This window comes from Streptomyces corchorusii, assembly GCF_001514055.1.
Taxonomy (GTDB): Bacteria; Actinomycetota; Actinomycetes; order Streptomycetales; family Streptomycetaceae; genus Streptomyces; species Streptomyces olivaceoviridis.
The window spans coordinates 37,136-57,076 of sequence record NZ_KQ948371.1 but is presented as its reverse complement, the minus strand read 5'-3'; the positions used below and the strand labels follow the sequence as shown (position 1 = coordinate 57,076).

Annotated in this window: 19 protein-coding genes; 11 read left to right on the top strand and 8 right to left on the bottom strand. The window is 72.6% G+C overall.

Going from position 1 to position 19,941, the window contains the following annotated elements:
• Nucleotides 1-37: 37 nt before the first annotated feature.
• Nucleotides 38-1,609, top strand: coding sequence for a glycoside hydrolase family 30 protein (locus AQJ11_RS38465; protein ID WP_244218566.1), 1,572 nt, complete (start codon nucleotides 38-40; stop codon nucleotides 1,607-1,609).
• A 2-nt stretch (nucleotides 1,610-1,611) separates the two neighbouring features.
• Here the strand turns inward: AQJ11_RS38465 and AQJ11_RS38460 are convergent, their stop codons facing one another.
• Entirely contained in the window at nucleotides 1,612-2,256 is a 645-nt protein-coding gene (locus tag AQJ11_RS38460; protein ID WP_058084868.1) for a CatB-related O-acetyltransferase, read from the bottom strand.
• Between the two features lie 145 nt (nucleotides 2,257-2,401).
• Between AQJ11_RS38460 and AQJ11_RS38455 the strand changes: the two genes are divergently transcribed.
• Complete coding sequence (locus AQJ11_RS38455; RefSeq protein ID WP_059266437.1) at nucleotides 2,402-3,448, top strand: helix-turn-helix transcriptional regulator; 1,047 nt, start codon at nucleotides 2,402-2,404, stop codon at nucleotides 3,446-3,448.
• 79 nt (nucleotides 3,449-3,527) lie between these two features.
• On the opposite strand, the gene AQJ11_RS38450 is transcribed toward AQJ11_RS38455, so the two are convergent.
• A complete protein-coding gene (locus AQJ11_RS38450) occupies nucleotides 3,528-6,023 on the bottom strand; it encodes a choice-of-anchor J domain-containing protein (protein ID WP_059266436.1) in 2,496 nt (831 codons plus the stop codon).
• Nucleotides 6,024-6,320: 297 nt separating this feature from the next.
• Complete coding sequence (locus AQJ11_RS38445) at nucleotides 6,321-7,229, bottom strand: AraC family transcriptional regulator (protein WP_014669315.1); 909 nt, start codon at nucleotides 7,227-7,229, stop codon at nucleotides 6,321-6,323.
• A gap of 119 nt (nucleotides 7,230-7,348) precedes the next feature.
• Between AQJ11_RS38445 and AQJ11_RS38440 the strand changes: the two genes are divergently transcribed.
• The gene (locus tag AQJ11_RS38440) at nucleotides 7,349-8,308 is read left to right on the top strand and encodes an SDR family NAD(P)-dependent oxidoreductase (RefSeq protein WP_059266435.1); all 960 of its coding nucleotides are present in this window, start codon (nucleotides 7,349-7,351) and stop codon (nucleotides 8,306-8,308) included.
• Between the two features lie 31 nt (nucleotides 8,309-8,339).
• Here the strand turns inward: AQJ11_RS38440 and AQJ11_RS38435 are convergent, their stop codons facing one another.
• From AQJ11_RS38435 to AQJ11_RS38420, 4 genes are all read right to left on the bottom strand, one after another.
• Nucleotides 8,340-8,585 carry a hypothetical protein gene (locus AQJ11_RS38435; protein ID WP_059266434.1) on the bottom strand — a complete coding sequence of 82 codons (246 nt, stop codon included), beginning with the start codon at nucleotides 8,583-8,585 and terminating at the stop codon, nucleotides 8,340-8,342.
• Between the two features lie 116 nt (nucleotides 8,586-8,701).
• Nucleotides 8,702-8,986, bottom strand: a complete 285-nt coding sequence (locus tag AQJ11_RS38430) for a hypothetical protein (RefSeq protein ID WP_014669318.1) — start codon at nucleotides 8,984-8,986, stop codon at nucleotides 8,702-8,704.
• Nucleotides 8,987-9,304: 318 nt separating this feature from the next.
• Nucleotides 9,305-10,537, bottom strand: a complete 1,233-nt coding sequence (locus tag AQJ11_RS38425) for a helix-turn-helix domain-containing protein (RefSeq protein WP_244218565.1) — start codon at nucleotides 10,535-10,537, stop codon at nucleotides 9,305-9,307.
• Nucleotides 10,530-10,748, bottom strand: coding sequence for a hypothetical protein (locus AQJ11_RS38420; RefSeq protein ID WP_014669320.1), 219 nt, complete (start codon nucleotides 10,746-10,748; stop codon nucleotides 10,530-10,532). The genes AQJ11_RS38425 and AQJ11_RS38420 overlap by 8 nt, the downstream gene beginning before the upstream one ends.
• A 183-nt stretch (nucleotides 10,749-10,931) precedes the next feature.
• Here AQJ11_RS38420 and AQJ11_RS38415 point away from each other — a divergent pair, with 183 nt between their 5' ends.
• Nucleotides 10,932-12,851 carry an ABC transporter ATP-binding protein gene (locus AQJ11_RS38415; RefSeq protein WP_059266433.1) on the top strand — a complete coding sequence of 640 codons (1,920 nt, stop codon included), beginning with the start codon at nucleotides 10,932-10,934 and terminating at the stop codon, nucleotides 12,849-12,851.
• Nucleotides 12,852-13,256: 405 nt separating this feature from the next.
• Here AQJ11_RS38415 and AQJ11_RS38410 read toward each other — a convergent pair whose 3' ends face one another.
• Nucleotides 13,257-13,538, bottom strand: coding sequence for a metal-sensitive transcriptional regulator (locus tag AQJ11_RS38410; RefSeq protein WP_014669322.1), 282 nt, complete (start codon nucleotides 13,536-13,538; stop codon nucleotides 13,257-13,259).
• Nucleotides 13,539-13,656: 118 nt separating this feature from the next.
• On the opposite strand from AQJ11_RS38410, the gene AQJ11_RS38405 reads away from it, so the two are divergent.
• The 7 genes from AQJ11_RS38405 (at nucleotide 13,657) to nhaA (ending at nucleotide 19,853) form a co-directional block, all read left to right on the top strand.
• On the top strand, nucleotides 13,657-15,015 hold the full coding sequence (locus AQJ11_RS38405; RefSeq protein WP_059266432.1) for an MBL fold metallo-hydrolase: 1,359 nt from the start codon (nucleotides 13,657-13,659) through the stop codon (nucleotides 15,013-15,015).
• A gap of 42 nt (nucleotides 15,016-15,057) precedes the next feature.
• On the top strand, nucleotides 15,058-15,381 hold the full coding sequence (locus tag AQJ11_RS38400; RefSeq protein WP_244218564.1) for a rhodanese-like domain-containing protein: 324 nt from the start codon (nucleotides 15,058-15,060) through the stop codon (nucleotides 15,379-15,381).
• A complete protein-coding gene (locus tag AQJ11_RS38395; protein WP_059266430.1) occupies nucleotides 15,378-16,121 on the top strand; it encodes a sulfite exporter TauE/SafE family protein in 744 nt (247 codons plus the stop codon). Before AQJ11_RS38400 ends, AQJ11_RS38395 begins: the two co-directional genes overlap by 4 nt.
• Before the next feature lie 201 nt (nucleotides 16,122-16,322).
• Nucleotides 16,323-16,907 (top strand): rhodanese-like domain-containing protein, encoded by a 585-nt coding sequence (locus tag AQJ11_RS38390; protein WP_059266429.1) that lies wholly within the window; start codon nucleotides 16,323-16,325, stop codon nucleotides 16,905-16,907.
• 176 nt (nucleotides 16,908-17,083) lie between these two features.
• Entirely contained in the window at nucleotides 17,084-17,452 is a 369-nt protein-coding gene (locus tag AQJ11_RS38385) for a hypothetical protein (RefSeq protein ID WP_244218563.1), read from the top strand.
• A gap of 118 nt (nucleotides 17,453-17,570) precedes the next feature.
• Nucleotides 17,571-17,837, top strand: coding sequence for a DUF2630 family protein (locus AQJ11_RS38380; RefSeq protein ID WP_014669328.1), 267 nt, complete (start codon nucleotides 17,571-17,573; stop codon nucleotides 17,835-17,837).
• Between the two features lie 120 nt (nucleotides 17,838-17,957).
• Nucleotides 17,958-19,853 carry a Na+/H+ antiporter NhaA gene (nhaA, locus tag AQJ11_RS38375; RefSeq protein ID WP_014669329.1) on the top strand — a complete coding sequence of 632 codons (1,896 nt, stop codon included), beginning with the start codon at nucleotides 17,958-17,960 and terminating at the stop codon, nucleotides 19,851-19,853.
• The last annotated feature ends 88 nt before the right edge of the window (nucleotides 19,854-19,941 follow it).

The following is a 19,941-nucleotide window of genomic DNA, read 5'->3' as shown; positions in this document are numbered from 1 at the left end:
GCCGACCCCCGACACCCCCGGAGCCCAGGGAGCAGGCGTGAGGCGTCATCTCACCGCACTAGCGGCCGTCGCGACCATGACCGTGTCCGCGCTGGTCGGCGCGGGCCCGGCCGCGCACGCCGACCGAGCCGCGGGCGGACCGCCCGGACACGGCCGGATCGTGACCGGCACCTACTCCACCGGCGCCGCGCGGGCCTGGCTGCCGCTGCCGGAGGTCAGGACCGGCACCGACCCCGGCGGCCCGGTCGACGCCACCGTCGTCGCGGACCCGAAGGCCGTCCGGCAGCAGTACGCGGGCGTGGGCTTCTCCCTGGACGAGACGAGCGTGTCCAACCTGTGGAAGCTCAGCCCGGCCGAGCGGGAGAAGGCCGTCCGGCTGCTCGTCGACCCCGTGCACGGCGCGGGCCTGGACCGGTTCCGGCTGACGATCGGCAGCCCCGACCTCATCGAGCACCTGCCGTTCTGGTCGGAGGACGACCTGCCCGCCGGCGTCACCGACGACTTCGGGCTGAAGCACTTCTCCATCCGGCGGGACATCGACCTGCACATCATCGACACGATCAAGCTCATCCAGCGCTACAACCCCCACGCCACCTTCTTCGCCTCGGCGTGGAGCGCGCCGGCGTGGATGAAGACGAACAACCGGTTCACCGGGCAGGTCGCGCTCAAGCCCGGGAGCAGCACGGAGTACTACCAGGTCGGCAAGTTGCGGGACGACTGCATCGACGTCTTCGCCCGGTACTACGTCAAGTTCGTCCAGGCGTACGCCCGGCACGGCATCCGGGTCGACGCCCTGACCCTGCTGAACGAGCCGGGCATGGACGTCGTCTACCCGGCCATGGACATCAGCGTCGCCCAGCAGCAGAAGCTGGCCCTGGCGATCAAGCGGGAGTTCCGGGCCGCCCGGCTGAACACCCAGCTCTACGTCCATGACTTCAACTTCTGGGACTGGCGCGACCCCAACAGCACGGCCACCAAGAACTACCACCGCATCTTCGACGACGCCCCCGACGGCTCGGTGACCGGCGAGCAGGTCCGCGAGGCGGCCGACGCCATCGCCTTCCACCCCTACTGGGGCGACCCGCGCGTCATGCGCGACGCCTACGAACAGACGGGCAAGCCGGTCCAGCTCACGGAGACGAGCGACCTGTCCCCCTCGACCATCCTCGACGACTTCCGCCTCGACGCCGGTTCCTACATCCTGTGGGCCCAGACCACCGACCAGGACGGCGGGACACTGCACTGGACACCGGCCCGGGACAACGACGTCGACTGGGACCAGGTCGCGGCCACCACCAAGTGGCGGGACCGGCTGGTGACGGTGAACACGGCCACGCGCGACTTCACCGTCCGCGACGAGCTGTACCCGATCGGGCAGTTCGCCAAGTACCTCTCGCCCGGCGACGTACGCCTCGAATCCAGCGCTGCCGAGCACGGCATCGGCAACGTCGTCTACCGCACGAAGGACGGCGCCTTCGTGGCCGTCCTCGGCAACAGCACCCACACCGACGGCAAGGTCCGGATCTCCGTCGCCGGCCAGTCGTTCGTGGTGACGGTCCCGGCGGACTCCTACGCCACCTACCGCTGGCGCGGCGGCCCCGGCCACTGAGGTCAGCGACCGCCCGGGGCGGCGGCCTCCAGGTCGGCGATGCCGCCCGACATGATGGTCCGCACATGCTCGGTGATGTGCTCCAGGGGCCAGTCCCACCAGGCCACCGCCAGCAGCCGGGCGACGTCCCGGGCGGTGTAGCGGGTGCGCAGGAGGCGGGCCGGGTTGCCGCCGACGATGCCGTAGTCGGGCACGTCGCCGGTGACCACGGCCCCGGTGCCGATGATCGCGCCGTGCCCGATGCGCACGCCGGGCATGACCGTCGCGCCGTGGCCGAACCACACGTCGTTGCCGACGACGGTGTCCCCGCGGTTCGGCAGGCCGGTGAGCAGGTCGAAGTGGTCGGCCCACGAGCCGCCCATGGTGGGGAAGGGGAAGGTCGAGGGGCCGTCCATGCGGTGGTTGGCGCCGTTCATGATGAACCGCACGCCCGTGCCCAGCGCGCAGAACTTGCCGATGACCAGCTTCTCCGGCCCGTAGTGGTAGAGCACGTTGCGCGTCTCGAACGCCGTCGCGTCGTCCGGATCGTCGTAGTAGGAGAACTCCCCGACCTCGATCAGCGGGGACGTCACCAGCGGCTTGAGCAGCACCACCCGCGGCTGCTCGGGCATCGGGTGCAGGACCGTCGGGTCGGCGGGCACGGGCATGGTGGACGGTCCCCCAGCGGTCGACGTGACACGGACCGCACCATGATCGCGGTACCGGGTCGTCCCGTACACCGATTTACTGGAGGGTGATGGCGGCCTGCGCCATCCCTTCGGGGTCGCCGCGAGCAGGGGAGTGTCGGAACACATGGATGGGATGCCGGACAGCCCCTGGCCGGGGACCGGGCTGGAACCGCTGGCCGGGCGGGTGCTCGAGTACCTGGTGAGCGTGCCGTCGGCGGACGCCGTCCAGGTGGCGGCGGCGGTGGGCGTACCCGGACCGGCGGCGGAGGAGGCCCTGCGGCAGCTCGCCCGGGCCTCGCTGGCGCTGCGCGCCGACGGTGTGACGCCGCGCTGGGCGGCAGGCCCCCCGCGCGCGTCGCTCGGCGCGCTGCTGGCCCGGCGCCGGGCCGAACTGGCGCGCGCCGAGGCCCTGGTGGAGCGCCTGCACCAGACGTACGAAGAGGTGTCCGCGCCGCGTGCCGCGCACCTGGTGGAGGTGCTGGAGCGCGAGGAGGAGGTGTCGGCCCGCTACGGCCAGTTGCTGAAGGGCACGTCCGCCGAGGTGCTGCACCTGGCCAAGCCGCCGTACGTGACCGGACAGCACACCTCCGCCCGGGACGTGGGCGTGGCGGACGGGGTGCGGATGCGGTCGGTGTACGAGACGGACGGCTTCACCGACGCGGTGTCGCTGGAGACGGCGCTGCGCGGGACGGCGGAGGGCGGGCAGTTGCGGCTCGCCTCCCGGCTCCCGGTGAAGCTCGTGGTGTTCGACCGGGCGGCAGCGCTGCTGCCGGTGCGCGGGGACCGGCCGGCGGCGGGCTCCCTGGTGGTGCACTCGCCCGCGCTGGTGGAGGCGCTGGTGGCGCTGTTCGAGAGCGTGTGGGAACGGGCCGAGCCGGTGTCCCTGGCGACCCGGCGCGAGGGCCCGCTCCCGCCGGTGCCCGCGCCCCGGCCTGAGGACCCCGCGCCGGGGAGCGACGCGCAGGCGGTACGGCCGGACCGGCGGACCCGGGAGATCCTGCACCTGATGGCCACCGGGATGAAGGACGACACGATCGCCCGCGTGCTGAAGGTCAGCCGGCGCACGGTGCAGAAGCACGTCAGCGAGGCCGGAGCCCTGCTGGGCGCCCGCACCCGGTTCCAGATCGCGCTGCTGGCGGCGGAGCGGGGGTGGCTGGCGGAGGAGCCCTGAGCGTGGGTCCGCCCCGGGCGCCGGTGGCGTACCCCCGACGGGACACGCCACCGGCGCCGCACGGGTCAGCCGCGGCAGGTCACGGCCGCGCCGCGAGCGCGAAACCCTTGCCCGTGACGCGGTCGTCGTGCACCACGGCCCGCCGGGTCAGTGGTGCGTACCCGTCCGCCGCCGCGCGCAGGGTGTGCACCCCGGGTCCCGTGAACAGCGTGTACAGGCCGTCGCCCACGGCCGGGTCCTCGGGCGTGGCCACCGTGCTCGCGACGGCGTCCGGTGCCGAGGCGTCCGTGACCGTCGCGCCCACGACGCCGTGGCCGGTGCGGGCGTCCTCGACGGTGCCGGTGGTCAGCCCGCCCGGTACCGGCTTCAGCGTCCGGCTCTCCACGGTCACGTCGTCGACCTCCCAGAAGTAGGCCCAGTTCGCGACGAAGTGGAAGCGCAGCCGCACGGACGGCTGCCCGGCGTACTCCCGCAGCGGCACGCGCACGGTGACGTGGTCGGCCTGGCCGCCCGTCTTCGGACCGGCCCACACGTTCTGCCAGGTGGCGCCGTCGTCGGTGCTGGCGTCCACGGTCATGTGCTGCTGGCTGAGGTTGGTGATGTAGCCGGTCCGGAACGTGAGGGCGGCCGACTGGGCGTCCGACAGGTCGTAGGCGGGACTGGTGAGCGAGGTGTCCTGGTGCGGTCCGAACGGGCCGCTGTCGCTCTCGATGACGGCGAAGGCGCCGCTGCCGCCGGTGAAGTTGCCGCGCCCGTTGGGGTCGTCGAACCGCCAGCCGTTGTCGCTGCCCGCGTCCGACACCGTCCAGCCCCGCGGGGCGGCCGTGGTGGAGTCGAAGCCCTCGGTGTGCTCGGTGCTGTGCAGGTCGTAGCCGACGGCGGTGGCCGCGTCGGGGTCGGCGGTCAGTGACGCGTCCACCGTCACGGGGCTGCCGCCCAGCTTCACCTCACGGGTGAGCGCCTCGTAACCGGGGAGGGCGGCGGTGATGCCGAGGCTGTAACCGGCGTTCTTGGGAAGGGAGATGTCGTAGTGACCGGTCACCGGGTCGGTCCAGACCGGCGCCTCGGGGGAACCCTCGACGGCGATCCTGGCGTACAGCGGCCAGCCGTGCCCGGAGCCGTCCCGGACGGTCCCGCGCACATGGGTGCGGGGCAGGGCCTTCAGACCGAAGTCACGGGTCACGGTCGTACCGTCGGCGATGCCCACGGTGACCGGGGCCGGGGACGCGTAGCCGAACGCCGTGACGGTGAGACCGCCGACGTCACCGGCGGGCAGGTTCAGCGTGTACGTGCCGTCCGCGCGCGTCGTGGCCACGTCGAGCCCGGAGCCGACGGTGGCGCCGGCGACGGGTCCGCCGGTCTTCGCGTCCGTCACCGTGCCGGTGAGGGTGCCGCTCGGACCGCCGCGGAAGGCGGCCAGACCGGAAGGGGTGCCGAGGCCCGTGGGGCCGTCGTAGCCGCTGCCCGCGGTGCACAGGTAGGCGGTGGCGCAGGTGCCGTTGGACCCGGAGGTGATGTCGTTCAGCCCCGGGCCGCCCGTCGCGTACGGGTAGGCGTTGGGATAGGTCCCCGGCCGGGGCGGGCCGGCCAGCGCGTAGGTGGCCGCGATCACCGGAGTGGACGCGCTGGTGCCGCCGTAGCGCTGCCAGCCGGTGCCCAGCGAACCGAACGTCGAGTAGACGGCAACGTTGTCAGCGACCGCGGACACATCGGCGACACTGCGCCCCGAACAGCCGGTGTCCTTCTGGAACTCCGGCTTGGCCTGGTACGACGCGCAGCCCGAGCCGGGGCCGTAGGAGCCCCGCTTCCACACGGTCTCGTCCCAGCCGCGCGGGCTGTCCGGGTCGGCGGTCAGGTTGGTGCCGCCGACCGCCGTCACGGTGGACAGGGTGGCCGGGAACGAGACGCCGTAGCCGTTGTCCCCGCTCGCCGCGACGATCGCGACGCCGGGATGGTCGTAGGAGGACCCGTACGTCTGCTGGTCCGAGGCGAAGTCGCCCGTGCGGCCGTAGGAGTTGGAGACGTACTTGGCGCCGAGCTCGACGGCCTTGTCGACACCGGCCGCGAGCCGGTCCAGGCCGTCGTTGTCCGTCTCCACGAGCAGGATGTGCGCCTGGGGGGCGACGGCGGAGACCATGTCGAGGTCGAGGGCGATCTCACCGGCCCACGTGTCGTTCGACGTGGGGTAGTCGGTGCCGCCGCGCTGGTCGACCTTCTGGAAGCAGCCGTTGGCGGTGGTGCACGGGGGCAGCCCGTACTGGGCGCGGTAGACCGCCAGATCCGCCTCGGCGTTGGGGTTGTCGTAGGCGTCGACGATGGCGATGGTCTGTCCGGCGCCGCCGTCGGCCGGGAGGCTGTAGGCGCTCTGCAGGTCCTGGGGGCCGAGCCCCGGCGGGGTCTGCGCCGCGGCCAGCCGGCGCAGCGGGGGCTCGTCGGAGCGCATGGCGTAGCAGGACGCGTGCCCCTTGGCGGGTGTGCCGCACACGGGGGTCAGGTCGGTGCCGCCGGCCTGGTCGGCGGCGGACGCGGGCGGGGTGACGCCCAGGAGGACGAGGGCGGAGAGCCCGGCGGCCACAAGGCCGTGCCGGACGGCCCGAGAGACGGTTATTCGCTCTCTGCGAAGCGAGGATGACGTCACTTCGTACCTATCGTGAACAGGCCCTCGGTCGAGGGCCGACTTCCGGCCAATTAGCGGGATCCATATGACTGCCTGTCAATACACCTTGTGTTAACGGCACGTGATCCCAGCTCACAGCCCGGTTCTCACTTGCGCAGAAGCACGAAAACCCCTCGCCTCGCCGCTTGTCCGGCCGCCGTTCAGGAGTTCAGAATGACGCCGGAGCCGAATTCCGGGAACGGGTGGGAATTTCGGTCAGCCCGCCCGTTTGCGATAGTCACGGGGCGACATTCCCATGACCCGCTTGAAGGCGACGCTCAACGCGCTCTCGGATCCGTAGCCCACGGACCGGGCGATGGCGGCCAGCGTCTCGGTGCCGTCCCGTAGCTGCCGGGACGCGAGCTCGATGCGCCATCGCGTCAGGTACTCCAGCGGTCCCTGACCGACCGTGTCCTTGAAGCGTGCGGCGAGGGTCGACCGGGAGACCGCGCCGACGCGCGCGAGGTCGGCCACCGTCCAGGAACGCGCCGGGGCCTCGTGCAGGGCGCGCAGGGCCGCGGCCACCGCGGGGTCGGCGAGACCGGCCAGCCACCCGGACACCGCCCGCGGCTCACGGGCGAGGTGGAACCGCAGCACATGGATCAGCATGACGACGGCGAGGTGTTCCGCCATCAGCGTCGAGGCGGGCGGTCTGTGCAGCAACTCCCGGTCGATCGCGGCGAGCGCCCACTCCACGGCCTCCGCCTGGCTGGTCCCGGCAGGCACGTGGACGACCGGCGGCAGAGTGTCGAGCAGCAGCTCCTGCGCCCGGGCGCCGAAGGAGAAGCGACCGCCGACGAGCAGCACCTCCTCGCCGTGACCGACGCGGGCGACACCGCCTTCGGCCCGGGCGAAGACGGGCCCCGCACTGACCGGAGCGGCTTCCGGGCCGCTGCCGAGGGTGAAGGCGCGCGGGCGGGTGAGGAGGTAGCAGTCACCGGCCGCCAGGGTGATCTCCTCGTCGACACCGTCGACCTTGAGCACGCAGCCACCGCGTCGTACGGCGTTGAACTTCACTCCGGACGGCGCGTCGAACCGCACGGCCCACTGCCCGCCCGCCACCAGGCTCGCGGACAGGTGACCGCGGGTCTCCAGCAGGGCCAGCACATCCTCCAGAGGATCCACCGGCGGCACCTCCTCGGACGATGGCTAAAGCAATGCGGACGCTCGATCATAGGACGTCCAGCACAGCGGTCATAGGGTCGGGACGCGTGACAGCGATCCCGCTCCGGAAAGGCCACCCTGTGAACACCGAGCCCCTTCTGACCACCCCCTTCGACGCGTCCGCCACCGCCGCCGAGGTGCTCCACGGCGTGGACCTCACCGGCCGCCGCGCCGTGGTCACCGGTGGCGCCTCCGGTATCGGCACCGAGACCGTCCGCGCCCTGGCCACCGCCGGTGCCAAGGTCACGATCGCCACGCGTCGGCCGGTGTCCGCGGAGCCGCTCATCCGCGAACTCTCCGCCGTTCCCGGTGCCGGCCCGGTGCGCGCCGAGGCACTCGACCTGTCGGACCTGGCCTCGGTCGACACCTTCGCGCGGACATGGCGGGGGCCGCTCGACATCCTCGTCGCCAACGCCGGGATCATGGCCCTGCCCACGCGAACCGTCACCGCCCGCGGCTGGGAGATGCAGCTCGCCACCAACTTCCTCGGGCACTTCGCCCTGGCCGGCGCACTCCACGCCCGTCTGCGCGAAGCCGGCTCGGCCCGCATCGTGGTCGTCAGTTCCGGCGCCCACCGCAGCGCGCCCTTCGACTTCGACGACCCCCACTTCGCGCGGCGCCCGTACGACCCCTGGACGGCCTACGGGCAGTCCAAGTCCGCCGAGGTCCTGTTCACCGTGGCCGCCCGCCGCTGGGCGGACGACGGGATCACGGCCAACGCGCTCAGCCCGGGCTACATCCTCACCGCCCTCCAGCGTCATCTCGACGACGACACCATGCGCGCGTTCGGGGTGATGGACGCCGAGGGCAACCTCACCCCGCTCCCGCACTACAAGACTCCCGCGCAGGGAGCCGCCACCTCCGTGCTGTTGGCCGCGTCACCGCTGCTGACGGGTGTGACCGGCCGGTACTTCGAGGACAACCAGGAGGCCCGGGTCGTCCACGGCGACGAGGAACGGCCCGGTGGCGTGGCCGCCCACGCCCTCGACCCGCGGGCGGCGGACCGGCTCTGGGAGTACGCGGCCGACGCCCTCCGCTGAGCGCCCTGCGGGGCGCTCCGGCGCGCCGCGTTCAGCCGAGGTGGGTCAGCTGGAGCACGGTGACCGTCTTGAGTGTCTCCCCGACGAGGAGGAGGGCGAACGCCTGCCGGGTGACGAGTGCCCGGACGACACCGTCATCCTCGCCGTACGGCTCGGTGGCGCCGATCGGGTCGTCGCAGACGTCGGCGAGAGCGAGGGTGAGTTCTTCGCTCGCCGCCGTCGGCATCGCCTCGTGGACGGCTTCTGCCGCCTGGTCGTACTTGAGCCGATAGGTCACATGGCCTCTCAGGGTTCGAGCACCAGTCGTGGTCGCACGAACCACTGGACGGCGACAGTGATCCTGCCCGGCCCAGCGTAGCGAGCCGGAGACCGGGCGTGGCACCGGATGGCGGATCAGGCGGCGCCGCGCGCGCGGATGCGCTCGGCTTCGGCGCGGACTCGGTCCGTCGCGTCGACCCACTCGCCGGCCGGCTCCTCACCGCGGGCTTCGGCCGCGGCGATCTCACGTCCCCGCCGCACCGCGGCGACGGTGTCCTTGGCGATGCGCTCCCAGCGGGCGAAGACCCGCAGCAACTCGTGGGCGGGCGCCCGGTTGATCTCACCGAGGAAACGCTGGGCGAGAGCGGGGTTGCCGAGGGCGTCACGGATGGACTCGATGGTCCACGGCTGCTCGCTCATCCCGGCCTCCGAGGGAGAAAATGTCACCGCCGCTTTCAGAGTATCGGGTCGGCGGTAGCAGACTGATACGGCCGACCGAGATTGCTGTCCGCGATCTGCTGCCGGTGATCCGCTGTCCGGGATCTGCCGTCTGCGATCCGCGTTTCCGCGATCCGCTCTTCCGCGATCCGCGCTTCCGCGACCGCTCTTCCGAGGTCTGCTGCCGGTGATCTGCTGACCGTGACCGCTGTCCGCGCGGAGCGGTCGGGGCGGTCGGGGCGGCGGGCGGGCGGCCGGTGGGGCTCGGCACCCGCACCGCACGCTCGCCCCGTCGTCCGCTCAGACGATCGACTTGATGGTCTTGTCCGCGTACCGCAGCGTCTCGTCGATGGCCTTGTCCATCTCGCGCAGGGCGTCGGGCTCCGCCGTGAGGAGAGCACTGACGTTGATGCTGCTCACGGCGACGAGGCAGCCCGCCACGGTGAGGAACTCCTTGTACCGTTCCTGCCCCTCGCGCCCGAGTGAGGTCCAGTCCCGCGGCTCCGGCGGCAGCCCCACCCTCCACTTCTCCAGGGCGTGGGTGCCGTGGACGCTGACGTATTCCATGATGGCCGTGGCGCGATGCAGTACGTCGGTCATCGTGTCGAAGCCCTGCTGGGACTGATCCAGAGCCGCTTCCGCCACCTCGACCTCGGTTCGCAGGCGCTCCTCCTCCTTCTTGGTCCGGCGCTGCCTCAGGACGTAGAAGCCGGCGGCTGCCAGCGCTGCCGCCGGGGCGGCGACCATGCCGGTGAGCAGGAGGATCCCACCCGCCATGCCCGCACCGCCCGCGGCCAGCGTGCCTCCTCCGAGGAGGGCCAGGGTCGCGTTGGTCGCGGCTACGCCGGACAGCGTCGAAATGGCTGCTCCGGTGGAGGCGGTCCCGAACAACGCGGCGGCCGTGAACGCGCCGTAGGCCGCGGCGCCGCCGGCCGCTGCCCCGACCGCGCCTGCGGCGGCTCCACCGGCGGCGTCGCGGATCGCGTTGGCGATCCCGGCGGACATGGCCTCGACCCGTATCGCGGCGGGGGTTTCCCCCGTGCTCTCGATCTCCTCCTCGCTCGGCCGCTCCGGCTCGGGCGCCCCGCTGATGCTCTCGGCCAGCTCCACGAACCTCAGGAAGAACTCGTCGCGCGCGGTGTCATGGACCTGGTTGAACGCTTCCCCGAGTTCCTGGGTGATCTTCGACCGCTGGGCCACCTTCTCGGTGATCTCGGCGTGGCGCCTCTTCGTCTCCGCGACTTGGTCGCGCAACTTCACCGGCCGCTGACCCCGCCGGTCGGCCAGGGACCGGGTCCGGTCCTCCGCCTCCTGCATGAGCTGCGCGGGAGTCAGTCGCAGTGCGAGGGCGATGGCGGCCAGCCGGTGCTCCCCGGGGCTGATGAGCCCGCGCTCGATCCGGGAGATCGAGACCGCGCCCCCCTTCCCGTAATCGGCCCGCTTGGCCAACTCCTCCTGCGTCATCGGGGGTTGCTGGGCCTGGCGGTGCTCGCGGATCACGAGGCCCATCGCCTCGGCGCTGAAGTCATTCACCGGTGGCGGTCCCCTTGGTCAGCGGGCTGTGGCGACGCCAGGAGGCCCGGGCCTCACGTACCAGCTCACCACCGGAGCGGAGGGCCTGGGCGCTGTCCTCCGCGAACTGCTTGGCCGCCTTGACCACGGCCGGGTCGCGACGCACCTCGTCGGCGGTCTGGATGTTCTGGGCGGCGGTGAGGGTCAGGTGGGCGAGATTGAGGCGAGCCATGGTGGACCTTTCGTCGCTGATGACGCCTGCGCGTGCCCAACATAGCGTCACTTAGTGTTCGGTGTCCGCACTATGGCGCTGAGCGCGGCGGACATGTCCGGTTCTCAGCGTTCCGCGTTAATTGCCTGGACTGAGAAACTCCGCGGACGGGAGACTTCCCACTTCCCAACCTCCGGGAGTGTGATGGGCACCACAGATACGCGAGGGCCGGCACCGGGCAGGAGCGCGGTCGTTCTGGCACTGCGCCGCTACGGCCGGGAACTGCTGCGCCTACGACGGCTGACCCTGCCCGCACTGCTGCTGCCGGCCGTGGGCAACATCGGCATCCGTTACGTCGCCCCCCTGCTGATCGCCAAACTGGCAGGACAGGCCGCCGGCGACGGCGGTCTCACCCTCGGCTCGGCACTGCCGTACGTGCTGGCCTTCGGCGTGACGCTGCTGCTCGCCGAGGCCGTGTGGCGGGTCGGGCAGCACTGCCTGAACCGCCTGGACGCCCTCGGCATGGAACACCTGTACGTGAGCGGGATGGACGAACTCCTGGCCAAGGACGCCGCGTTCTTCCACGACAACTTCGCCGGCTCCCTGACCAAACGGGTCCTCAGCTTCGGCAAGCGGTTCGAGGACTTCGTCGACACGGTGACGTACCGGATCGTGGGCAGTCTCGTCCCCCTGGTGTTCGGTTCCGTGGTGCTGTGGAGCTACGAACCGATGCTCGTCGTCGGCCTCCTGGTGATGATCGCGCTGACCGTGGTGGCCGCGACGCCCCTGATCCGCCGTCGGCAGAGGCTCGTCAACGAGCGTGAGGCGGCGATCGCCCGGGTCTCCGGCCATGTCGCCGACAGCCTCGTGAACATGGAGACCATCCGGGCGTTCGCGGCGGAGCGGCGGGAGGCCGACGAACACCGCAGCCGTGTCGCGGACTCCCGGCGCCTGACGCTGAGGTCGTGGGACTACGGCAATCTGCGCGTCGACACCCTGGTCGCCCCCTTGTCCGTGCTGACCAACGTGCTGGGTCTGCTGGTGGCCGTCGCCTTCGGCGGATCGGGCCAGGGCGTCGAGGAGATCGTCGTCAGCTTCACCTACTACTCCAGCGCCACCCAGATCATGTTCGAGTTCAACCAGATCTACCGGCGTCTGGAAAGCTCGATGACCGAGGCCGCGCAGTTCACGGAGTTGCTGCTGGATCCGCCCACCGTGCTCGACCCGACGGAACCCGAACCGCTCGCCCCACGGGACACGGGCATCCGCTTCGAGGCGGTGACCTTCGCCCACGCGGGAGCGAAGCCGATCTTCCAGGGGCTCGACCTGGACGTGCCCGCAGGTGCGCGGATCGGTCTGGTCGGCAGGTCGGGCGGCGGCAAGACCACCCTCACCCGGCTGCTGCTGCGGATGTCGGACGTCGACGGCGGACGCATCCTGATCGGTGGTCAGGACATCAGCCGGCTGCGCCAGGCCGACCTGCGCTCACTGATCGCCTACGTCCCGCAGGAACCCGCCATGTTCCACCGCAGCCTGCGGGACAACATCGCCTTCGCCCGGCCCGGCGCCACCGACGAGGAGATCCGCGCGGCGGCCGTGGCCGCGCACGTCACGGAGTTCGCCGACCAACTCCCCGGCGGCTTCGCCACTCTGGTGGGGGAGCGGGGGGTCAAACTCTCGGGCGGCCAGCGCCAGCGCGTCGCCCTCGCCAGGGCCATCCTGCGCGACGCCCCGGTCCTGCTGCTCGACGAGGCGACCAGCGCGCTGGACTCGGAGAGCGAACTCCTCGTCCAGGACGCCCTGTGGCGGTTGATGGACGGGCGCACGGCCCTCGTGGTCGCCCACCGCCTGAGCACCGTCGCCGGCATGGACCGTCTCGTCGTCCTCGACCGCGGACGCGTCGTCGAGCAGGGCTCCCACGAGGAACTGCTCGCCGCGGACGGCGCCTACGCCAGGCTGTGGCAGCACCAGTCGGGCGGCTTCCTCGGCGAGAGCGCCGAGTCGGCCTTCGGACGCCCGGTTCCCGAAGCCGGTCCCGGCGGGCTGTCCGGACCGGCCGGCCCGGCGCCGGACGGGGGCCACAGGACGCCGTCGCCCGCCCGTACGAGCCCCGGGCTCACCTGACCGACTCGATTTCCGGACATCCCCGACCGCGCCCGACGCCCCGCGCCGAGGCCCCGGCGAACCGGTGGCGGCGAGGATGCCGAGGTCGGTGACGACGCGGTGGACGTACCGTTCGCCGGTGAGCGGGAGCGTGCACTCGTGCCGGACTGCCGGCCACGGCCCGGCCGCCCTCGGAGAGCGGGTGCCGGCCGGTCGGTCCGCTCGCGGCACCGCGCCGGGGGCGAACCGCTGCCGGCGGTTGACGGCGGCAGCGGATGCGGGGTCCGGCGGTTCCGGCGGGCGGCGGCCCGACCGGCACGGACGGCTACGGCTTCCCGGCGTCCGTCCGGTACGGCGGGAGTGGGGTACGGAGTCCGTCCGCGCCCCGCCTTCGCCGCCTCCGCCGTCCCTCCGCCGTCCCCCGCCTCAGGCCAGGGACAGGAAGAGCTTCTCCAGCCGGGCCCTCATCTGCTCCCGCTCCCCGGCGTTGGCGAGCTCCGAGTCACTGAGGCACCGCTGTAGGCCGGTGGCGATGACCGCGAAACCCGCCTTGTCCAGGGCGCGGGACGCCGCGGCGAGCTGCGTGACCACCTCCTCGCAGTCCCGGCCTTCCTCGATCATTTTGATCACGCCGGCGATCTGCCCCTGCGCTCGGCGCAGCCGGTTGACCACGGCCTTCAGCTCGTCCGCCGCCATCCCCAGTTCCACGATCCACTCCTCCGTCATACCCCTGCGGGTATCGTACGCCCCCGAGATACCCCCGGGGGTACTCGTGTTACGGTCGTCGACATACCCCGGGGGGTAATTCTGAGGAAAGGAGTGCCCGATGTTCTTCGTCGACACCATGGAGCTGGAGGGGCTGGGCAACCGCAGCTATCTGGCCGGCGGCAGGCACACGGCCGTGGCGGTCGACCCGCCGCGCGACATCGACCGGGTCCTGGCCGCGGCCGCCCGGCGCGGGGTGCGCATATCGCACGTGGTGGAGACCCACCTGCACAACGACTACGTCACCGGCGGACCTGAGCTGGCCCGGCTGACGGGTGCCGCCTACCTGGTACCGGCCGGAGCGCACGTGTCGTACGCCCGTGTGCCGGTGGCCGACGGCGACGTGGCCGAGGTCGACGCCGGACTCGCGCTGCGGGCGGTCGCCACCCCGGGCCACACCCCGCACCACACCTCCTACGTGCTGGAGGACGGCGGCCGGCCGGTCGCCGCGTTCACCGGCGGTTCCCTGCTGATCGGCACCGTGGGCCGGCCGGACCTGGTCGAACCCCGGCTCACCGAGCGACTGGCACGCGCCCAGCACGCCTCGGCGCACCGCCTGGCGGCCGAACTGCCGGACGAGACGCCCGTACTGCCCACGCACGGCTTCGGCAGCTTCTGCTCCTCGGCGCAGGCCGCGGGCGACGCCACGACGATCGGCGAGGAGAAGGCCGCGAACGCGGCGCTCACCACGGACGTGGACTCCTTCGTCACCCGCCTGCTGGCCGGACTCGACGACGTCCCCGCCTACTACACGCACATGGGACCGGCCAACGCCGCCGGGCCCGCACCGGTGGACCTGACCCCGCCGCCCGTCGCCGACGCCGAGGAGATCGCCGCCCGGCTCGCCGCCGGCGAGTGGGTGGTCGATCTGCGGAGCCGTATCGCGTTCGCCGCGGGCCATGTCGCCGGCTCCTTCAACTTCGAGGCGGACGGCAAGGTCGCCACGTATCTGGCCTGGATGATCCCGTGGGGCAAGCCGGTCACCCTGCTGGCCGAGACCCCGGAGCAACTGGCCGCCGCACAGCGTGAGTTGGTCCGGGTCGGCATCGACCGGCCCGGGGCCGCCGCCACCGGCGCGCCGGACCGGTGGGTGCCGGAGGGCGACCGGCCGGCCTCCTTCCCGCGGTCCACGTTCGCCGGTCTGGCCGAGCGGGGCACGGACGGCGTCGTCGTCCTCGACGTCCGACGGGCGTCCGAACGGGCCGCCGGACACATCGAGGGCTCCGTCCACATCCCGGTCCACCAACTGCACCAGCGGATCGGTGAGGTGCCGGCGGGCACCGTGTGGGTGCACTGCGCCGGCGGCATGCGCGCCGCGATCGCCGCCTCGCTGCTCGATGCCGCGGGCCGTGACGTGGTGGCCGTGGACGACGGCTTCGCCGCCGCCGCCGGGGCCGGACTGACCGTGGTCACCGGCTGACCCCGCCACCCCTCGTTCTTCCGGCTCTTGAGAGGTTGAGTGATGTCAATGTCCCGGCGCGGTGGAGGCCGCGTCCGTGTCTCCGTCGGCGAAGCCCTGCGACGCACCGGGGGCGAGGACGTCCGCGCCCTCCTGCTGGACGCGCGGGCGGACCACGAGTGGTCCGCCGGACATGCGCCCGGCGCCGTCCACGTCCCGCTGTCCCGGCTGCTCGCGGGGACGGCGCTGCGTGCCACGGCCCCCCATCCGGTGGCCGACGCACGCGGGAACATCGAGGTACGTGGGAGCGGCGGCGTACGCGGGAGCGGCGGCCTACGCGCGGACGGCGGCGTCGACGCACGCGGGAACAGCGGTCAGACCATATGACCGGCCTGGTTCTCGCGCTCCTCGCGGGTGCCGTCGTGGGCCTCGCCCTCGGCGGCCTCGGCGGTGGCGGCAGCGTCCTGGCCGTACCCGCCCTGATCTACCTCCTCGGCTTCACCCCGGCACAGGCGACCACGGCGAGCCTGGTCATCGTCACCCTCACCTCGGTCACGGCCCTGACCGGGCACGCCAGGGACGGCAACGTGGCCTGGCGCACCGGGCTGCTGTTCGCCGCCGCGGGCGTCGTGCCCGCGACGCTCGCCGGGGCCGCCGCCGGGCGCCTGCCGCAGCCCGTGCTCACCGCGGCGTTCGCCGTCGTAGCGGGGACGGCGGCCCTGCGCATGCTGCGCCCCGCGCGGACGGAGCCGTCCGGCCACGTCCACCCCGGGAAGGCCGGCGCCGCCGGAGCCGGGCTGGGCGCGGTGACCGGCTTCCTGGGCGTGGGCGGCGGCTTCCTCGCCGTACCGGCCCTGGCCGGCGTCCTCGGCCTCGCCATGCGCACCGCCGTGGGCACCAGCCTGCTGGTCATCACGATCAACTCACTGGCCGCGCTCGTCGCCCGCGGCGGCGCCGGGACACACCTGGACTGGGCGGTGACGGCGCCCTTCACGGGGGCGGCGATCCTGGGCGCCTGGGACGGCAGACGCCTGGCGAGGAAAGCCGAGGGCGAAACGCTCCGGAAGGTCTTCGCCTGCGTCCTGCTCGCGCTGGCCGCGTTCATGCTCGTCGACGTCCTCGTGTGAGAGAGCGGGGGCAGCGGACGCCCCCGCACCCACGGCCGCACGGATGTCCCCGCACCCGGCCACACCGACGCCCCTGCACCACCACCACACCGACGCCCCCGCCCTGCAAACCACAGGCACCCCCCACACCACCACCACACCGACGCCCCCGCCCTGCAAACCACAGGCACCCCCCACACCACACGAAGAGAGGCATCCGTCATGACCGCACCCCTCACCGTCGACCCCCGCCAGGCCCACGCCCGTCTGCACGAGCTGACCGTCATCGACGTCCGCACCCCCGGCGAGTACGCCGGCGGCCACGTGCCCGGTGCCCTCAACATCCCGCTGGACCAGCTCGACCGGGCCCTGCCCGACATCCGCACCGCCGCCGAGCGGGGCGACGTCCTCGTCGTCTGCGCCTCCGGAGCCCGCTCGGAGAACGCCTGCCGCGTCCTCGCCGGGAACGGCATCACCACCGCCACCCTCGCCGGGGGAACCGCCGCCTGGACCGCCGGGGGCTACGACACCCACCGGCCCGAGACCACCACGAAGGCCACCTGGAGCATGGATCGCCAGGTCCGGTTCACCGCCGGTACGGTCGTGCTGCTCGGCCTCCTGCTCGGCCTGGCGGTCCACCCGGCCTTCCACCTGCTGTCCGCCGGCATCGCGGCCGGCCTGGTCGTCTCCGCTCTGACCAACGCCTGCGGAATGGCGGCCGTGCTCGCCAAGCTGCCCCACAACCGCCCCCGCCGGGCCGACCTGGACGCCACACTCGCCCGGCTGCGCGGCACCGCCGAGCGATGAGCCGTCGTTCCCCGCCCGGCACCCGCCGGTGGCCCGGCACCTTCCGGCGTACGGCGGCGTGCCGATCGCCCCGCCCCCGTGGATGATCGTACGGAGAGGAGGCCGGACACCGGCGTGTCCCACAAGGGACCCGATACGCCCCGGCCTCGTTCGTCACCGCGAGGGAGACACCTGTGATGCGCTCGATCATGACGGGGACGGCCGCGGGCCTGCTGGGCGCCGCCGCGCTGTCCCTCGGGGCCTCGGCCCCCTCGTTCGCCGGTACGGACGCCGCCGCCCGGTCGTCGGTCACGTACTGCGGCGTGGACAAGGCCACCGGGCTGGCGGTCTGGGCCGAGCCGGCCGGGTCCTGCGCCGCCGCCCTGGAGGTCGCGAGCGCCTACACCAAGGCCGCGTCCAGCAAGGCGGGCGCGCCCGCCACGATCCTCGTCGGGGCGACCACCTGGACGTGCCAGGAGCACCAGGGCGACCCGAACCCCTACCAGGAGTGCGTCACGAGCGACAGCGGCGGCCGGGCCGGCGGCCGGGTCGTTCTCACGTCCTGAGACGGTTCCCCGACGAAGGAACGATCATCGCTCACCCCGCCGTGGCGGATGGCTCGAACCTGCTGTTGAATACCTGAATCGACTGATTGATGTCGAATCAAGGCTTGGGGAGAGAGACATGACGACGGGACCCGGCGCCGAGGCCGAGAAGCAGATCATCGGACGCATCACGGAAATGATCAACCAGGAGAAGGACCTGCGGGACCGTCTGGCGGACCACGACATCGACCAGCCGACCGAGCAGGAACGCCTGGCGCGGCTGGAGACCGAGCTCGACCAGTGCTGGGACCTCCTGCGGCAGCGCCGGGCCCGCGCCGCCGCCGGCCAGGACCCCGACGGGGCCGAGGTGCGCCCGGCGTCGCAGGTGGAGCGGTACCTGTCCTGACGGCCGGCATGTGCTCGTCCGCCCCATGTCTCCACCCCTGGAATGAACGCCCCACCTGCCGCTGTTGCCCCGGCAGTGCCGTACGGCACGGAACCCGGCGCGAGGTGGAGATGAGCACGGATGAGCATGGCGTTCGCACCCGACGACCTCTCGGGCCAGACCGCCTGTGCCGGCTCCCGCTCACCGCTGCGCCACTTCCTGCGGACCGAGACCGGTAGCGCCGCCGTCCTGGTGACGGCGGCGCTCGCCGCGTTGCTGTGGGCCAACGCGGCCCCCACGGGCTACGCGTCGTTCTGGGAGACGCACCTGTCCGTCGGGATCGGCACCCGCGGTCTGTCCCTCTCGCTGCGGGAGTGGATCAACAGCGGACTGATGGCGCTGTTCTTCTTCGTCGTCGGACTGGAGGCGCGCCGCGAGTTCGACATGGGCGAGTTGCGCGACCGCCGGCGCCTGGCGCTGCCGCTCGCCGCCGGGGTCAGCGGCATGGTCGTACCGGTCGCCCTCTTCCTCGCGGTCAACGCGGGGCACTCGTCCGCGCACGGCTGGGGTGCGGCGATGTCCACCGACACGGCCTTCGCCCTCGGCATGCTCGCCGTCGTCGGGCACCGGTTGCCGAGCGGACTGCGGATCTTCCTCCTGACGATCACGGTGGTCGACGACTTCGTCGCCCTGGGCGTCATCGCCGTCGCCTACAGCGAGCACGTCGACGTACCGGCGCTGCTGGTCGCGGTCGCGGTGTTCGGCGTCGTCCTGCTCGTCCGCGCGCTCGGCGTACGCCGGGGCCTGGTCTACGCGCTGCTGGCGCTCGTCGCCTGGGTCGCGTTGCTGGAGTCGGGCGTCGATCCCGTGGTCATCGGCCTCGCCATGGGCCTGATCACCTACGCGTACCCGGCGGCACGCGCCGACCTGGAACACGCCACGGGCCTGTTCCGGATGTTCCGCGAGCAGCCGACGCCCGAGCTGGCACGCTCGGCGCAGGCCGGCCTCGCGTCCGCGATCTCGCCCAACGACCGGCTACAGGGCCTGTACCACCCGTGGACCAGCTATCTCGTCGTCCCGCTGTTCGCCCTGGCCAACACCGGTATCCCGCTCGATGCCGACCAACTGGCGCGGGCGTTCACCTCACCGGTCACGCTCGGCATCCTGCTCGCGTTCGTCGTCGGCAAGCCGCTGGGCATCCTCGGGGCGTCCGCGCTGGCGTACGGGGTCAGTCGGGGGCGGGTCCGGCCGCCGGTCGGCTGGGGAGCCGTGGCGGCGGGGGGCGCCCTGGCCGGGACGGGCTTCACGGTCTCGCTGCTCATCGCGACCCTCGCCTTCCGGGGGACACAGCTGGCGGACGCCAAGATCGGCATCCTCAGCGCCCTGGTCGGCTCCTTCCTGCTCAGCCGGCTCCTCACCGCGGTCCTCGCGGTGCTGCCGCGCCGGCTGCGGCAGCGGGCGCTGCTCGGCGACGCCGAGACGCTCGTCGACCTGGCGGTGCCGGTCGACCCCGACCGCGACCACGTGCGGGGGCCGCGGCACGCGCCGGTGACCGTCGTGGAGTACGGCGACTACGAGTGCCCGTACTGCGGACAGGCCGAGCCGGTCGTCCGCGAGCTGCTCGGCGACTTCGGCGACGTGCGGTACGTGTGGCGGCACCTGCCCCTGACGGACGTGCACGTGCACGCCCAGCTGGCGGCCGAGGCGGCCGAGGCCGCGGCGGCGCAGGGCCGCTACTGGGACATGCACGATCTGCTGCTCAGCCACCAGGGCGAGCTGCGCCTCGGCCATCTGCGCACGTACGCCGACGCCCTCGGGCTGGACGCCGAGCGCTTCGACCGGGACCTGCGCTCCCACCGGGGCGCGGCGCGGATCGCCGAGGACGTGGAGTCGGCGGACCTCAGCCAGGTGGCGGGCACGCCGACCTTCTTCGTGAACGGGCGCCGGCACCACGGGGCGTACGACATCGGCAGCCTGTCGGCGGCGGTGCGGGCGGCCCGGGAGCGGGCGGCGGTCGGGGCCCGCGGGGGGCGGTGAGGGGCGGGAATGCATCACGGGGTGGTGGTGTTGAGAGAACCGTCTGACATGTTCGAGTCAACGGGCTCGGGCGGTTGGCGGAAGGAGT

Excerpts from the sequence above, each read along its gene's own strand:
- AQJ11_RS38460 (WP_058084868.1), bottom strand. The coding sequence starts at position 2,256 with ATGCCCGTGCCCGCCGACCCGACGGTCCTGCACCCGATGCCCGAGCAG.
- AQJ11_RS38455 (WP_059266437.1), top strand. The coding sequence starts at position 2,402 with ATGGATGGGATGCCGGACAGCCCCTGGCCGGGGACCGGGCTGGAACCG.
- AQJ11_RS38430 (WP_014669318.1), bottom strand. The coding sequence starts at position 8,986 with ATGAGCGAGCAGCCGTGGACCATCGAGTCCATCCGTGACGCCCTCGGC.
- AQJ11_RS38420 (WP_014669320.1), bottom strand. The coding sequence starts at position 10,748 with ATGGCTCGCCTCAATCTCGCCCACCTGACCCTCACCGCCGCCCAGAAC.
- AQJ11_RS38415 (WP_059266433.1), top strand. The coding sequence starts at position 10,932 with ATGGGCACCACAGATACGCGAGGGCCGGCACCGGGCAGGAGCGCGGTC.
- AQJ11_RS38405 (WP_059266432.1), top strand. The coding sequence starts at position 13,657 with ATGTTCTTCGTCGACACCATGGAGCTGGAGGGGCTGGGCAACCGCAGC.
- AQJ11_RS38400 (WP_244218564.1), top strand. The coding sequence starts at position 15,058 with ATGTCAATGTCCCGGCGCGGTGGAGGCCGCGTCCGTGTCTCCGTCGGC.
- AQJ11_RS38395 (WP_059266430.1), top strand. The coding sequence starts at position 15,378 with ATGACCGGCCTGGTTCTCGCGCTCCTCGCGGGTGCCGTCGTGGGCCTC.
- AQJ11_RS38390 (WP_059266429.1), top strand. The coding sequence starts at position 16,323 with ATGACCGCACCCCTCACCGTCGACCCCCGCCAGGCCCACGCCCGTCTG.
- AQJ11_RS38385 (WP_244218563.1), top strand. The coding sequence starts at position 17,084 with ATGCGCTCGATCATGACGGGGACGGCCGCGGGCCTGCTGGGCGCCGCC.
- AQJ11_RS38380 (WP_014669328.1), top strand. The coding sequence starts at position 17,571 with ATGACGACGGGACCCGGCGCCGAGGCCGAGAAGCAGATCATCGGACGC.
- nhaA (WP_014669329.1), top strand. The coding sequence starts at position 17,958 with ATGAGCATGGCGTTCGCACCCGACGACCTCTCGGGCCAGACCGCCTGT.